Origin of the sequence: Neobacillus sp. PS2-9 (assembly GCF_030915525.1) — a bacterium.
GTDB lineage: Bacteria > Bacillota > Bacilli > Bacillales > Cytobacillaceae > Neobacillus.
This window is the reverse complement of record NZ_CP133269.1, coordinates 3481521-3496443: the sequence shown is the minus strand read 5'-3', so window position 1 is coordinate 3496443 and position 14923 is coordinate 3481521. Positions and strand designations below refer to the sequence as shown.

Annotated in this window: 14 protein-coding genes and 1 riboswitch; of the genes, 12 read left to right on the top strand and 2 right to left on the bottom strand. The window is 39.0% G+C overall.

What is annotated here, in order from left to right; translation table 11 throughout:
- The first annotated feature begins 59 nt into the window (after positions 1–59).
- The 5 genes from RCG25_RS17595 (at position 60) to RCG25_RS17575 (ending at position 5466) form a co-directional block, all read left to right on the top strand.
- Positions 60–1304, top strand: a complete 1245-nt coding sequence (locus tag RCG25_RS17595) for an amidohydrolase family protein (RefSeq protein WP_308080118.1) — start codon at positions 60–62, stop codon at positions 1302–1304.
- Positions 1297–1377 carry an excalibur calcium-binding domain-containing protein gene (locus RCG25_RS17590; protein ID WP_308084213.1) on the top strand — a complete coding sequence of 27 codons (81 nt, stop codon included), beginning with the start codon at positions 1297–1299 and terminating at the stop codon, positions 1375–1377. The genes RCG25_RS17595 and RCG25_RS17590 overlap by 8 nt, the downstream gene beginning before the upstream one ends.
- A 248-nt stretch (positions 1378–1625) precedes the next feature.
- On the top strand, positions 1626–3173 hold the full coding sequence (locus tag RCG25_RS17585) for a phytoene desaturase family protein (protein ID WP_308080117.1): 1548 nt from the start codon (positions 1626–1628) through the stop codon (positions 3171–3173).
- On the top strand, positions 3164–4606 hold the full coding sequence (locus RCG25_RS17580; protein ID WP_308080116.1) for a phytoene desaturase family protein: 1443 nt from the start codon (positions 3164–3166) through the stop codon (positions 4604–4606). The genes RCG25_RS17585 and RCG25_RS17580 overlap by 10 nt, the downstream gene beginning before the upstream one ends.
- Positions 4603–5466, top strand: coding sequence for a phytoene/squalene synthase family protein (locus tag RCG25_RS17575; protein WP_308080115.1), 864 nt, complete (start codon positions 4603–4605; stop codon positions 5464–5466). The genes RCG25_RS17580 and RCG25_RS17575 overlap by 4 nt, the downstream gene beginning before the upstream one ends.
- Before the next feature lie 28 nt (positions 5467–5494).
- Here the strand turns inward: RCG25_RS17575 and RCG25_RS17570 are convergent, their stop codons facing one another.
- Complete coding sequence (locus RCG25_RS17570; RefSeq protein WP_308080114.1) at positions 5495–5920, bottom strand: hypothetical protein; 426 nt, start codon at positions 5918–5920, stop codon at positions 5495–5497.
- A gap of 186 nt (positions 5921–6106) precedes the next feature.
- On the opposite strand from RCG25_RS17570, the gene RCG25_RS17565 reads away from it, so the two are divergent.
- From RCG25_RS17565 to RCG25_RS17555, 3 genes are read left to right on the top strand one after another with little or no spacing between them, the layout of a single operon-like run.
- The gene (locus tag RCG25_RS17565; protein WP_308080113.1) at positions 6107–7018 is read left to right on the top strand and encodes a MerR family transcriptional regulator; all 912 of its coding nucleotides are present in this window, start codon (positions 6107–6109) and stop codon (positions 7016–7018) included.
- 18 nt (positions 7019–7036) lie between these two features.
- Entirely contained in the window at positions 7037–8473 is a 1437-nt protein-coding gene (locus RCG25_RS17560; RefSeq protein ID WP_308080112.1) for a cryptochrome/photolyase family protein, read from the top strand.
- A gap of 11 nt (positions 8474–8484) precedes the next feature.
- Positions 8485–9219, top strand: a complete 735-nt coding sequence (locus tag RCG25_RS17555; RefSeq protein WP_308080111.1) for a tryptophan-rich sensory protein — start codon at positions 8485–8487, stop codon at positions 9217–9219.
- A gap of 11 nt (positions 9220–9230) precedes the next feature.
- Here RCG25_RS17555 and RCG25_RS17550 read toward each other — a convergent pair whose 3' ends face one another.
- Entirely contained in the window at positions 9231–9599 is a 369-nt protein-coding gene (locus RCG25_RS17550) for a Na-translocating system protein MpsC family protein (protein ID WP_308080110.1), read from the bottom strand.
- Between the two features lie 238 nt (positions 9600–9837).
- Positions 9838–9979: riboswitch (cyclic di-AMP (ydaO/yuaA leader) on the top strand.
- Positions 9980–10440: 461 nt separating this feature from the next.
- Here RCG25_RS17550 and kdpF point away from each other — a divergent pair.
- From kdpF to kdpC, 4 genes are read left to right on the top strand one after another with little or no spacing between them, the layout of a single operon-like run.
- On the top strand, positions 10441–10521 hold the full coding sequence (gene kdpF / locus RCG25_RS26120) for a K(+)-transporting ATPase subunit F (protein WP_374121084.1): 81 nt from the start codon (positions 10441–10443) through the stop codon (positions 10519–10521).
- A 41-nt stretch (positions 10522–10562) separates the two neighbouring features.
- Positions 10563–12230: a potassium-transporting ATPase subunit KdpA gene (kdpA, locus tag RCG25_RS17545; RefSeq protein WP_308080109.1), complete on the top strand. Its 1668-nt coding sequence runs from the start codon at positions 10563–10565 to the stop codon at positions 12228–12230.
- A gap of 30 nt (positions 12231–12260) precedes the next feature.
- The gene (gene kdpB, locus RCG25_RS17540) at positions 12261–14291 is read left to right on the top strand and encodes a potassium-transporting ATPase subunit KdpB (protein WP_308080108.1); all 2031 of its coding nucleotides are present in this window, start codon (positions 12261–12263) and stop codon (positions 14289–14291) included.
- 36 nt (positions 14292–14327) lie between these two features.
- Positions 14328–14903 carry a potassium-transporting ATPase subunit KdpC gene (gene kdpC / locus RCG25_RS17535; protein WP_308080107.1) on the top strand — a complete coding sequence of 192 codons (576 nt, stop codon included), beginning with the start codon at positions 14328–14330 and terminating at the stop codon, positions 14901–14903.
- Positions 14904–14923: the final 20 nt, after the last annotated feature.

Here is a 14923-nt window from a genome sequence, read left to right as displayed (position 1 = left end):
CGCTTATCTGATGTACAATTGTTTGGTAAGTATGGAAAATTAATACATGGAGTGAAGACATGCTTTTTAAAAATGCTAGTTACTTAGACGAAAATTGTAATTTGGTGAATGGTGATCTTTTCATTGATGATGGTATCATCAAGGTTGATTGTGAAAACGAAGTAGTTAATGAAGATAAAATAATAGATTGTCAGGATTATATCATTATTCCTGGCCTATTTAACGCGCATTTCCATGGGTATTCCTTATTAGCGAAAGGAATTGCTAGAGAGATGAAGATTGAATCCTGGTGTAATGATAGTCAGCAAGGAAGGATACAAACACAATTCTTTGAGAACTTAGACAAATTATCAAGCGAGGAATATGAATGGGTCTGCTTAAAGGCAAACGCAGAGATGGTGAAGAAAGGAATTACCTTCGTTAGTGAAAATGAACCGGCCTATTGGCCTGATTTAGTGGCCGGAGCGATTGATAAAATAGGTATGCGTGGAATTTTAGATACCCATAAAGAGATAAAGAATTACTACCAAAAAAAGGTGGGGAACGTATCTTTCGGAACCCACTTGCTAGAAGAGGAAGATATTACAGAAGAATCGTTGGATGCTTGCGTTCAGACGAAAAATGAGTATGACACGATTTACATGACTCACTGTATGGAGAATGATTGGAGACGAGATATCATTTACGCAAAATTTGAAAGGTCTTCAATAGAGTTATATAAAGAGAAGGGGCTGTTGGATGATAAAACTGTTCTTTATCATGGAGTACATATGAGTGGGAAGGATATTGAACTCGTTGCCGAAACTCAATCATCTGTCGTCCACTGCCCTAATTCGAATTTGTGGTCAGGCGCTGGTGTGGCACCTGTAAGTAAAATGCTTGTAAAGGGTGTAAATGTTTGCCTTGGAACTGATTTTGCTAGCGTAGATATTTGGGAAACGATGAAAACTGCCTATTATTTATTAAAATTAAGCAGTCCATTTAATCGTTTCCAGGCGGAAGATATTTTTAAAATGGCAACTGTCAATGGAGCAAAGGCATATCTGCAGAATGATCTAGGAGCAATCAAGGAAGGGTACAAAGCGGATCTGGTGTTTATTAAAAAGGATCCTATGATTCCACAGATTAATAGCGATGAATTTTCTACAATTGTCCATAACTTGTTATTTGAAACAAAGGAAGAAAACATTCGGCATGTGATGATTGATGGTAAATGGGTCATGTTTGATCGAGAGCTGTTAACAATCAACGAAAAAGAAATAGATGAAAACTTTAAAAACGTGATGGAAAAGGTGTATAAATAGGGTACCATCTACAAATCCTGCCTATGATGCAAGGCATGATAGGGATAAAGATAATTGGGCGTGCGAGCGATAAGCAAGTCAACCTGTACTTATATATAATGCAAAAAGTCTCTTCCATTTAAGTGGAAGAGACTTTTTTGTATATGAAGATTATACAAACGTTGTACGAGATTTTATTACTTTGAAAGAGTTTTCTATATAATTTTAGGCTTTTTAGGACATTGAGTGAAAATAAATATGTATAATTTTTAATCAAAAACATTGTACAAAAGTTATACGATGTGTATAATCTAAATAAACTGATAAAGGAGGTGGCGACACTTGAGCAGGAGTAAAAAAGTAACTGTCATCGGAGCAGGACCAGGTGGGTTAGCTGTCTCTATGCTGCTTGTAGCCAAGGGTTATGAGGTAGTGGTCTATGAGAAACAGTCATATATAGGGGGGAGGACTTCCAGATTAACCTTGGGTGAGTACAACTTTGATTTAGGACCCACCTTTTTTATGATGCCAGATATTCTGGAAGAAATCTTTCAGATGGCAGGACGCCAATTACAAGACTACGTTCAGATACAGGAGATTAATCCATTATATACATTAAAATTTAAAGACTTATCTTTTACACCTACTCGTAATTACGAGGAAATGATACAAGAAATTGAAAATAAGTTCCCTGGTAATGGAGCAAGTTACGATCAATTCATGAAGATAGAAGGAGAGAAGTTTGACCGGGTAACCAAACTGCTTCAACAGCCATTTACAAAATTAACTGATCTGATAACAAGAAATATGGTATCTGCCTTCCCAAAATTAAATGCTCTTGATACGGTATATGGCCGATTATCAAACTATTTCAATGATGAAAGGTTGAAATGGGCTTTTTCCTTCCAGGCAAAATATTTGGGCATGTCACCTTGGGAATGTCCCGGAACGTTTACTATTCTCTCTTATTTAGAACACCGTTTTGGTTTGTTTCATCCAATAGGAGGGGTGAATAAGCTTTGTGAAGCAATGGCACAAGTTATCGAGGAGTATGGCGGGAAAATCCATACCGGAACGGGTGTTAAGCAAGTAGTGGTAAAAGAGAAAAAGGCAGTGGGAGTTCTCCTTGAAAATGGGGAAATGGTGCCTTCAGATGATGTCATTATTAATGCTGATTTCGGGCATGCAGCAACTAACCTTTTCAAGCAAAGGGATTTAAAGAAATACCGTAAGGAAAATCTAGAAAAGAAGAAACTCTCGTGCTCCACCTTTATGCTGTATTTGGGGATAAATAAACCATTAAATTTGCCGCACCACATGATTCTTTTTGCCGATGACTATAAACAGAATGTGGATGAGATGACCAAAGAAATGAAGTTATCTGAGGATCCATCTATTTATGTCCATAATCCTTCAAGGCTTGATCCAACTCTTGCACCAAAAGGGAAGTCAGCTCTATATGTGCTCATGCCAGTTCCTAATTTACAGGCAGATATTGATTGGGAAAAAGAGAAGCAAAAAGTAAGGGAAAAGATTTTGTCCCGTTTAGAATTAGAACCTGAATTACATGATATTAGATCCTATATTGAGGTGGAAAAAATCGTTACTCCACTTGATTGGCAAAATGAAATGTATGTCTATAAAGGAGCTACCTTTAGTCTTGCTCACAACCTAAGTCAAATGATGTACTTCCGTCCGCATAACAAATTTGAGGATGTGAATCATTGTTTCTTAGTAGGGGGAGGAACACATCCTGGCAGCGGTTTACCAACGATTTTTGAATCAGCCAAAATCAGTGCCACTCTATTAAACCAGCAATATGTGAAAAATAACCTCTATAAGGAAAAGCAACATTCCTCAGACAGGAAGGAGCCCGTACTATGGAAATAGGCATTGTGGGGGCTGGGGTTGGAGGCTTGGTATCTGCCTTGCTGCTTTCAAAACAAGGCCATCAAGTAACCATTTATGAAAAGGAAGGATACCTGGGTGGAAGATTGACCTTCCAAGGAAACGGACGTTACCAAATTGACCAAGGACCGACCATCGTACTTTTACCGGAGCTTTTATTAAGTATTTTAGAAGAGGCTGGAATTTCGAAGGAAGATATTCCATTGATTCCATGCGAGCCTTTATATGATCTTCATTTTCATGATGGGTCAACGTATACGAAGTACAGAGACTTGCCCACACAGCTTAAAGAATTGGAGCAGAAGTTTCCTGGGGAGTCAAAGAATCTTCTAAAATACCTTTCAGATATGTCCAACGTTTTCGAATTAGGGATGGAAGCTTTTTTGAGCAAGACATTTAAACGCAAGCAGGATTTTCTAACCATAGAAAATATCAAACTATTAGCACAATCCAAAGCATACAAAACCTTAAAGAATTTTAATGCCTCTTATTTTTCTCATCCTAATCTTCAAGAGGCTTACTCCTTACAATCTTTGTATATCGGTGGTTCGCCATATGAGGTGCCGGCCCTATACGGATTAGTTTCCTATAGTGAGCATGCCCATGGTATTTGGTACTTAAAGGGAGGGTACGGGAGTCTTATTCCCATTCTAGAAAAAGCATGTATAGAACAGGGAGTTAAAATTAATCTCCATTCAAAAGTGGATCGCCTCCTCATTGAAGCGGGTGTATGCAAAGGGTTGTCTGTGAATAACGAAACGACTTTCTACGATGCAGTTATTTTTAATGGTGATTTTCCTAATCTTTATTCAATGGTGGGAAAAAAGAAAAAGGAAAAGAAATTTCAACCTTCTTCCGGCTGTGTGTTGATTTACCTTGGTGTATCAAAGCGATTTCCAAAGGCAAAAGCTCATCAGTTCTTTTTGCCGAAAGATTTTGAAAAGAATATGGCTCAAGTATTTAAGACAAAACAAATACCTGAAGACCCATCCTATTATGTGTTTAATCCGGTTGCACTGGAGGATGAAGCGGCTCCACCTGGGGAAAGTGTTCTATATTTCTTAATTCCAGTTCCGTCAGGAGATCAGATCGATTGGGAAACATCAGGACCAATGCTAGCTGAGCAGGTTTTAATGAAAGCAGAAAAGCACTTTATCGGTTTGCATGAAGCGGTGGAATGGATGGAGATTCGTACCCCGGCAGATTCTATTCGTGACGGATTATATCAGGGGGGGAGCTTTGGGATTGCTCCTAATCTATTTCAATCAGGAGGATTTAGACCGCAGTTATCTCCGTTTAAGATTGATAGATTGTACAGTGTGGGAGCCTCGATTCACCCTGGTGGGGGGATTCCAATCGTGCTACAGGGGGCGCGACTATTAAGTGAGCTAATAAAAAAGGAGCTTAGAACGTGATTGATTCGAACTTAATCTCTGCTTGTGAGGAATTGATGAAGAAGCATTCTGCGAGCTTTTATACGGCTTTTCGTTTTTTACCTTCACCAAGAAAAGAAGCGGTGTTTGTTATTTATGCTTTTTGTAGAATGATTGATGATTCTGTTGATGAGCCAGAATCTTCACCCTATACATTGAGTGAACTTGAAACATTATTTGATCATTTAGATAGTGCAGAAGGACATTTTATCTGGCCTTGTTTAAGTTGGCTGTTTAGTAGTTTCCCTATTTCAAAAGAGCCATTTTATAAGCAGATATCCGGGCAGAAAATGGATACGACCCTAACAAACTATGAAACAATGGAAGAGCTCGAATTATATTGTGAAAGAGTCGCCGGTTCTGTGGGGGAGATGCTTCTTCCTGTTCTTCATGATCAACCTTCGAGTGAGGTAGAACTTGCGGGCGTGTACCTTGGAAAAGCGATGCAGATTGTGAACATTATCCGGGATATAGGAGAAGATCAACAAAAAGGACGCCGATATATTCCTAAGGAATGGATGGAGCAATATCATTATACACAAGAGGAGTTTGAGACAAACGTGGTCAATTTTCGCTTTAAGCGAATGCTGACGGGTCTGATGAATGTGGCTGAGGATTGGTTTTCAAAGGGGTTAGAAAACATTGATACCTATCCTGAAAAGAGTTCCTTCTCTATTAAACTAGCTGCAGGTTATTATGCAGCCATTATGGAGGCAGTAAGACATAATGAATACCAAGTGTATACAAGTAGAGCGATTGTGAGTGACAAGAAAAAGAAAATGATACTTTTGGCAGCTCTTCAAGTATCCAGCCAAAATGAGGTTCACTCTATTGAAGCTTAGTAAGATCCACCTATTAAGCACTCTCTAACTATTTTTTTAATAGGAAACCCAACATCCCACCATAAAGGGAATGACCCAAAAGCCAAAAACCTAAAGCCGGAAGATTGGATATTGAAGGTGTGCGGTCTGATAAAAGGGTCGTAGGATACAGAAAGATCCCGATAACTAAACAAATTAGGGTAATGAATAGGATTCTTTTTTTGGTGGGGATATATTTTTTGTTAAGTAAAAATAGTAAACATACGCTCAATACAACAGAAATAAATAAGTGGATACTAAATTCAATGATCTCAGAAACCTCAAAACGTTGAATGATAGGAACATAATCCACATTTAATAATAATGTATAAACCTTAAGAGAAGTAGTCTTTTCAACCACTTTCAAAAATAGGCCCAAAAATACACCAGAAATCAACCCAGCAAGTACAGCTTTATTTATCTGTAGTTTTTCCAATGAATGTCCTCATTTCCTTATTCCATCACTATGGATTTTCTTTTATTAACTTTGGATGAAGGAAGTATGTCAAATGTTTGTATAGTTGTTTTTCTGGCGTTGTACAAGGTTGTGGCTTGGTATATACTGGACTAAATAGTCATGAGAAGTTTTTTCCAACATGCCGAGAGGATGACATAAAGAGAAATGAAAATCGAAAATTCAACCTATTCGATCCAACAAGTTTCAGAAATTACCGGATTGTCAAAACAGGTAATTCGAAAATGGGAAGAGAGATATCAAATTGTTAATCCTGAAAGATTAGAAAATGGGTACAGAATTTATAGTGAAGCAGATATTAATACAATATTAAAAGTAAAAGGATTAGTAGACCAGGGACATACAGTCAAGCAAGCAGCCTATCTTGTAGAGAAAGGTGGTTCCCCTTCTGATCAAAGTTTACTGGATGCTGGCTGGAAAAAGAAGAATCAATATGAAGAGTTAAACGAATTTGTTCTCGATTTGCTGAAGGAAGGCACCCACTGCAACGAAGCCGCAATGAATATAATTCTCCAGCAGGCCTATCACCAAAAGGGATTAGATTTTTTCATTCAATCTGTCGTGATCCCTTTTTTACATGAAGTTGGGAATCGATGGGAAAAGGGGCAATGGGGAGAATATCAGGAATCGCTTGCAAGTCTTACCGTACGAGATTTTCTTGTTCAATTAAGAAGGAATTTTAAATACAGGGAAAATTCACCGACCCTTTTAGGTGCCTGTTTGCCGTATGAACAACATGAAGTTCCGGTGCTAATCCTTTTGATTCAAGCTATGTTAAAGGGGTGGAAAACGGTCTTAATAGGGGCATCTCCAGCTGAAGGATCAATTGAAAAGACGATTCAAAAATTGGAGCCAGATAAAGTCATCTTGTCGGCTACCACGACTTTTCCTTTCGAACAGGACCCAGCGATATTAACTAAGCTTGAGAGGTTTGCCTCTGATTGTAAAAAAACCCAGTTTTACATAGGGGGACCTGGAGCCGTAACATATCTGGCAAACAGAAGCCAGCTACAGTATATTCACTTAACTCATACATTGGATGAGGTATTAGTAGTATAAAACGGGATGGAGAGACAGATGCAACATAGAAAAACAATCATTTGGTTGCGCAGGGACCTGCGAATTCAAGATAATTTAGCATTATGGTCAGGAATGGAACAAGGAAGTATTGTTCCTGTTTTTATCTGGTCGCCTGAGGAAGAAACAAAAAAGGTAGTTGTTGAAGCTGCTTCCTGGTGGCTCCACCATTCCCTGATAGAATTAGACCGAGCATTACAAGACCGGGGCTCAAAGTTAATTGTTCGAAAAGGGAAAAGCCTTTCAATACTTAAGGAGCTGATTGAAGAAACTGGAGCTCAGGCTGTGTTCTTTAATGAAAGATACGAACCAGAGATCCGATTACGTGATCAACAGATTAAAGAAACGCTAGAAAAGGAAGGAATAATGGTAAAAGCCTTTCATTCGAATCTGTTATTTCCACCTTTATCAATAATAAATAATCAAGGGCAGCCCTATAAAGTATTTACTCCTTTCTGGAAGAAATGTTTACAGATGCCCATTCCACTACCCAAAATCTTACCCGCTACGCTTTCAAGTGCACATGACAAAGTTAAAACTTTAAATATTGATGAATTAGATTTATTGCCTACTATAGCTTGGTATAAAAAATTGAAAGAATACTGGTTGCCAGGAGAAAAGGGGGCAATCAATCAGTGTGAACAATTTATTGAGGAAAGGCTGTGGGGATATTCTACAAAAAGGGACTATCCATATGTTCAGCATGTTTCCAGGTTGTCCCCTCATCTAACCTGGGGAGAAATCAGTCCGAGATGGATATGGCATCAATTAAAGGAACAAGAGAAAATTGGTTCTAGCAATGGGCAGGAAGATATTGATGGATTTTTAAGACAATTAGTATGGAGAGAATTTGGGTATCATCAGCTAGTTTCTTTCCCTGAAATGATTGATTCTCCCCTTCGTAAGGAATTTTTATTTTTCCCATGGGAGGAGAGGGAGGCTGAATTTTCAGCATGGAAAGAAGGAAGAACGGGCTATCCAATAATTGATGCAGGGATGCGAGAATTATGGGAAACCGGTTGGATGCATAATCGGGTCCGAATGGTAACGGCCTCCTTTTTAGTAAAGCATTTATTGATACCATGGCAAAGAGGGGCTTCGTGGTTTGAAGAAACACTGCTTGATGCAGACTTGGCCAATAATTCAATGGGGTGGCAATGGGTATCAGGCTGTGGGTTTGATGCAGCACCGTACTTTAGAATATTTAATCCCATTACCCAAGGACAAAAATTTGATGAGGCTGGCGCTTACATTCGACAATGGGTACCAGAATTAAAACACCTGCCAGCTAAATATCTTCATTGCCCATGGACAGTACCTGAAGAGATTCTCCGTGAGGCAGGGGTGGAGCTAGGTACATCCTATCCTTTCCCAATTGTTGAACACTCTTTTGCAAGAGAAAGAGCTTTAGAAGCATACAATTTAATCAAAAAGTAAGGGGGAGTCGAATGATTCGGTGCGCTTTGAATTTCCTTGGGCTTTTATTGGTAGTTATAGTGAATATATTAGCTAATACGTTACCACTTAACGGACAGACTACTGGAGAAATATCAAATAGGTTGAATGTGTTATTTATACCGGCAGGCTATGTCTTTAGTATTTGGGGAATCATTTACTTATTCCTTTTTATCTGGGTGCTCAGACAGCTGCCGAAGTACCGAAGAAATCTCCCTCTTTACCAAACTACTAGTGGACTTTTTCTGCTTACCTGTATTCTAAATATCCTGTGGCTTTTTTTATGGCATTATGAGTACTTTTTCTATACGGTTTTAGTCATGTTAGCTTTTTTGATTACACTTATTTTTCTATACAAGAAAGTAAAAAGCTTTCACCCTCCAAAGATAGATGTAATCCCTTTCTCCATCTATCTTGGATGGATTTGTGTAGCCTTGATTGCAAATATCAGCTATTATCTGGTTTTTATTCAATGGAATGGCTGGGGGATAACACATATTGTGTGGACCTTTATTATGCTATGGGTTGCTGCATTACTGGCGGAGAATTTTTACATGAAGGAAAAAGACCCTTATTATGTTTTAGTTTTTATTTGGGCTTTGATTGGGATTGGTGTGAAAAATCAAGCTTCCTTTCCTAGTGTAAGTTACGTTTCTTATGTACTATCAGTAGCATTACTAATTTTTCTATGGGTCACAATAAAGGAAAAAGCTCTACTTGAGAGGTAGAGCTTTTTAAGTTAGTCTTCAAGAGATTTTTCTAAATCTTTATCAACAATAAAAACCTCAATTCTTTCTCCAATCTTTGTACTAATATCACTATGACTAGATAAGACCTTACATTTTGTAAATTCTTCTACTATTTTTTCAAAATCATGACTATACATTTCACGTAAGACTTGTCTCATTTGCTTTACTAGTTTTCTGCCTGTGTCGTGGGTTACAAGATGCTTCTCCTCGGTGGTTAATACGCCTTTGAAGCGTGTTATGACCATGTCCTGTACGATGTATGTTTTTGCTTCCTGTGGACCACGTCCAAGTAATTCTCTCTGAAATTTAATAAATGCTGAGCTGATTTCAGCCTCTAGTTTCCTCTTAGAATTAGCCATCCCCAAAACCCCCGGATCTATTTACATATTTCTATCTAAATCATGAACATTATATTACTTGCATTTTATATAATGTCAATAGTAAAAAAAATAGGCATTAAAAAGTAAAATAAAGAGAAAAAATGAGAAATTAAGAGATAATTAATGAAAAAGCAAAAAAAACCTATAAATTCAGCGGAATATTACATGAAATTGGCTATTTACAAATACTAATTAACGAAATAGAATAACAGAATAAGTAAATAGACGGCTTAATCCTGATTTATTCAGGAACGGAGGAACCAATTTTTGGGGGTTAATTCTGGGGAACCAGAAGGGATGAGAAACTCTTTCGCCATCCTACCCGTCAGCTAACTTCGTCGGCTAAAGCGAAGGAGGTCTAAAGACCACCTTATTCAGGGGGCTTTTTTGTTTTTAAGCAAGAGGGCAGCCTGACAAACTAAGTAGGTCTTTTTATTATGCCTATTTTTAGAAAAAGTAAACTGGAAGACAGGACGCAAAGGAAGCCTTACAGGCTTGCTGGGCGCTAAGTAGACCATGCATACTTTTTCTCCAATATGATCAATTATGACAAGAATCCTTTACAGGAATATCTCTTTTTGAGGTGTTTCTAGTTCTGGTTCTTGATCTCAATTGCTCAACTGGGGAAGGAGTACGTATGGTCTATTTTTTATGCTTTCAGATGGTGATGTTTTGTAAATGTCACTGGATGAATAATCAAAAAAGGGGGGATTTAAATGCTAGATATTCTAATGGTAGCTGCCATTTTTGGTTTGGGAGCACTAATGCTGGGACTTGTTCGTTGGGCTGATTCTGTAATTCAGAAAGGGAGTGTTAAGTAATGCTAGTTTTTATAGGAATCATTATAGCTGCTTTGTTTGTGTATCTTGGATATGTACTTATTCATCCTGAAAAATTTTAATTGAAAAAATAAAAACTTGATTTCAAGTGGAGGGAAATACATTGACTACCGCACTATTATCCGTGGGGATTACCTTAATCCTCGTCTTATTACTTGCAAAACCGATGGGGGTCTATTTAGCTACTGCATTCGATTATAACAAAACAAAATTGGATCGCATTTTTGGATTTGAGAAGTTGGCCTACCGTATTTCTGGAATCAAAACAAAGGATCAAACTTGGAAGCAGTATGCAATTGCCGTCATTTGTTCGAATACTGTGATGATTTTACTAGTTTACGTGTTTTTTCGGATTCAAGGAATTTTACCGCTGAATCCAAGTGGAATTAAAGCAATGGAACAAACCCTATCGTTTAATACCGCAATTAGCTTTATGACCAATACTAATTTACAGCACTACAGTGGGGAAAGCGGATTATCCTATTTAGCGCAAATGGTAGCAATAGGCCTAATGATGTTTACTGCTCCGGCGACGGCACTAGCTGTCATAATTGCTTTTATTCGTGGATTAGCTGGTAAGCCTTTAGGAAATTTTTATGTAGACCTAATACGCTCTATATTCCGGGTGCTTCTACCTATTTCATTTATTTCAGCACTAGCATTTCTTTTCTTAGGAGTACCGCAAACATTAGATCCGACCGTAACGGCTAAAACGATTGCTGGTGCAGAGCAGCAAATCGCACGCGGACCGGTGGCGTCATTTTTAGCGATTAAAGAATTGGGGAATAACGGAGGCGGCTTTTTCGGGGTAAACTCAGCGCATCCTTTTGAAAATCCAAACGCAATTAGTAACCTGATTCAAATTTTACTTATGTTGTTAATTGGTACGGCTACTCCATTTGCTTATGGGAAAATGGTAGGGAATGCCAAGCAAGGCCGAGTGTTGTTCATCTCTATGTTCATGATGTTTCTTATTATGCTGGGTGTTTCACTGACTTATGAATACCAAGGAAACCCTGCTTTAAATGCATTAGGAGTTCAACATGAACAAGGTACCATGGAAGGAAAGGAAGTACGTTTTGGCGTTGCCCAATCAGCTCTATATTCTACTGTTACAACTGCTTCAGAAACCGGAGCGGTCAATACGATGCATGACACCCTTACACCAATTGGCGGACTAGTAACGATTTCAAACATGATGCTTAATACCATTTTTGGTGGAATTGGCGCAGGCTTTCTAAACGTTTTAATGTACGCCATGATTGGAGTGTTTTTATGCGGTCTTATGGTTGGACGGACACCAGAATTCTTAGGGAAGAAGATTGAAGGCAAAGAGATGATTTTGATTGCTGTCACTCTTTTAGTTCATCCTATTCTGATTTTGGTACCGACGGCATTGGCAGTCGTACTGCATCCAGACACAATTTCTAATCGAGGCTTCCATGGTTTAACACAGGCCATGTATGAATATACTTCATCGGCTGCCAATAATGGATCAGGGTTCGAAGGTTTAGGAGATAATACACCATTTTGGAATATCTCAACAGGTATTGTGATGTTCCTTGGTCGATATATTTCATTTGTCACCTTGCTTGCCGTTGTGGGTTCTTTAGCGGCGAAAAAACCAGTTCCGGAAACAGTTGGCACATTCCGTACAGATACTGCCTTGTTCGGAGGAGTGTTTATTGGTACCGTTATTTTAATTGGTGCCCTTACCTTCTTCCCTGGTCTTGTCCTAGGACCGATTGCTGAACATTTGACATTAAAATAATTAATGGAGTTTCCTTTGGAGGAGTAAACCATGAGTAATCAGAAAAAAACAATGATCAATTCAGATATAGTCAAACAAGCGTTAAAAGAATCATTTATTAAGCTAGACCCTAGAGTAATGGTTCGAAACCCAATTATGTTTGTGGTTGAGGTAGGATTTATTATCACTCTGTTATTTACATTTTTTTCAGGTGCTTTAGGAGGGGATGTTTCCCCTTGGTTTAATGCAACGGTGTCTATTATTCTACTACTTACCGTTTTATTCGCAAATTTTGCAGAAGCGTTAGCAGAGGGACGCGGGAAAGCACAGGCAGATTCTTTAAAGAATACTAAAAAAGAGAGTATTGCAAAAAAAATCGTGAATGGAACGATTATGAACGTTTCGTCAACAGATCTTCGTAAAGGAGATATCGTCATTGTGTCCCAGGGGGAGCTAATTCCTGGGGACGGTGAAGTCATTCAAGGAATTGCTTCTGTAGATGAATCTGCAATTACTGGGGAGTCTGCTCCAGTGATTAAAGAAGCAGGTGGTGATTTTAGTTCTGTAACAGGTGGAACTCGTGTTGTAAGTGACGAAATCAAGGTGCGTATTTCCAGTGAACCAGGAGAATCCTTCCTAGATCGTATGATTTCCTTAGTTGAAGGAGCGCAGAGACAAAAGACGCCTAACGAAATCGCTCTGAACACAGTACTAACAAGCTTGACGTTGATTTTCATGATTGTTGTTGTAACTCTTCCATTTTTCGCTAAGTATTTAGAGATCAATCTTGAGATTCCTGTCTTAATTGCCCTGTTGGTATGTTTGATTCCAACCACTATAGGTGGCTTATTGTCAGCAATCGGGATCGCCGGGATGGACCGGGTTACTCAATTCAATGTCATTGCTATGTCTGGTAAAGCGGTGGAAGCTTCAGGAGATATAAATACAATTATTCTAGATAAAACAGGTACGATTACGTTCGGAAACCGGATGGCAAGTGAATTTACTCCTGTTGGAAATCACAAGGTGGAGGAGCTTGCTTCTTGGGCAGCGATTAGCTCAGTTAAGGATGAAACTCCAGAAGGGCGTTCGGTTTTAGAATTAATGAAGAAATTAAACTTCACATATACTGATTCTCTAACCGATAACAGTGATTTCATTGAATTCAGAGCCGAGACCAGAATGAGCGGTCTAACTTTAATTGACGGCCGTAAAGTTAGAAAAGGAGCAGTTGACGCAGTCAAGCAATGGGTGATCGAACAAGGCGGAAAAATTCCTCAAGATCTACAGGAAAAATCCAACCGGATCGCTTCTGAAGGAGGAACCCCGTTAGCGGTTGCAGTTGATCAAGTAATCTATGGACTTATTTATCTTAAAGACACCGTAAAACCAGGAATGAAAGAGCGGTTTAATCAGCTTCGTAAAATGGGAATTAAGACCATTATGTGTACAGGAGACAACCCGCTGACAGCAGCTACGATTGCGAGAGAAGCAGGAGTTGATGATTTCATTGCAGAGGCCAAGCCGGAAGACAAGATTTCCGCGATACGAAAAGAACAAGGTGAAGGTAAGCTGGTCGCGATGACCGGTGATGGAACCAACGATGCGCCTGCCCTTGCTCAAGCGGATGTTGGCTTAGCAATGAATAGTGGAACGATGGCAGCGAAAGAAGCCGCCAACATGGTCGACTTGGATTCCGATCCTACCAAGATTATTGAAGTCGTTTCAATTGGTAAGCAATTACTAATGACCCGCGGGGCACTCACTACTTTTAGTATTGCGAACGACGTTGCCAAGTATTTTGCGATTATTCCAGCGATGTTTATGCTGGCGATTCCTGACTTAAGTGTGCTGAACATTATGCATCTTGGTTCACCAACTTCAGCAATTCTTTCAGCCTTGATCTTCAATGCCATCATAATACCGATGCTGATTCCTTTAGCGATGAAAGGGGTCGCCTATAAGCCGATGGGGTCTGCAGAATTACTTCGCCGCAACCTCTTCGTGTATGGTTTAGGTGGTGTGGTGGTTCCGTTTATCGGAATCAAGTTAATCGATATCGCCGTTAATCTATTTATTTAGTTCCCATATTAAATGTTCGGGGAAGGAAGAAAAAATATGTTATCGAATATAACTAAGAACACTATACTTAGTCTTTTACTAATGGTCATTTTGGGATTGGGTTATCATCTTCTGGTTACTGGAATTGCGAATATGATAACTCCTGAGAAAGCGAACGGAAGTCTTCTATACGATGAAAAAGGGCAAGTGGTCGGATCTACACTAATCGGACAAAAATTTGATGACCCGAAACTTTTTCAAGGCAGGGTTTCCAGCATTGAATACAATGCTGCAGGATCTGGGACGAACAACTATGCTCCATCTAATGAAGATATGATCAAGCGTACGAAAGAGTCTGTAGAAAACTGGAAAAAAGAAAATCCTGATGTACCTGTTGACCAAGTACCGATTGATCTTGTAACGAACTCTGGATCAGGGTTGGACCCGCATATCAGCCCAGAAGCCGCGTTAGCTCAAATCCCACGTATACAGAAGTTGGCAGGAATTGACAAAGGTCAATTAGAAGACTTGGTTGAAAAAAATACGGAAGGGAAAGAACTTGGTTTATTTGGTGAACCGAGAGTCAATGTTTTAAAACTTAACCTTGATTTAAAACAACTATTGGTGAAATAACTCAAACAGGGGAGCAACGT

Coding starts and splice junctions, on each gene's coding strand:
- RCG25_RS17595 (WP_308080118.1), top strand. CDS start 60: ATGCTTTTTAAAAATGCTAGTTACTTAGACGAAAATTGTAATTTGGTG.
- RCG25_RS17580 (WP_308080116.1), top strand. CDS start 3,164: ATGGAAATAGGCATTGTGGGGGCTGGGGTTGGAGGCTTGGTATCTGCC.
- RCG25_RS17565 (WP_308080113.1), top strand. CDS start 6,107: ATGAAAATCGAAAATTCAACCTATTCGATCCAACAAGTTTCAGAAATT.
- RCG25_RS17560 (WP_308080112.1), top strand. CDS start 7,037: ATGCAACATAGAAAAACAATCATTTGGTTGCGCAGGGACCTGCGAATT.
- RCG25_RS17555 (WP_308080111.1), top strand. CDS start 8,485: ATGATTCGGTGCGCTTTGAATTTCCTTGGGCTTTTATTGGTAGTTATA.
- RCG25_RS17550 (WP_308080110.1), bottom strand. CDS start 9,599: ATGGCTAATTCTAAGAGGAAACTAGAGGCTGAAATCAGCTCAGCATTT.
- kdpF (WP_374121084.1), top strand. CDS start 10,441: ATGCTAGTTTTTATAGGAATCATTATAGCTGCTTTGTTTGTGTATCTT.
- kdpB (WP_308080108.1), top strand. CDS start 12,261: ATGAGTAATCAGAAAAAAACAATGATCAATTCAGATATAGTCAAACAA.
- kdpC (WP_308080107.1), top strand. CDS start 14,328: ATGTTATCGAATATAACTAAGAACACTATACTTAGTCTTTTACTAATG.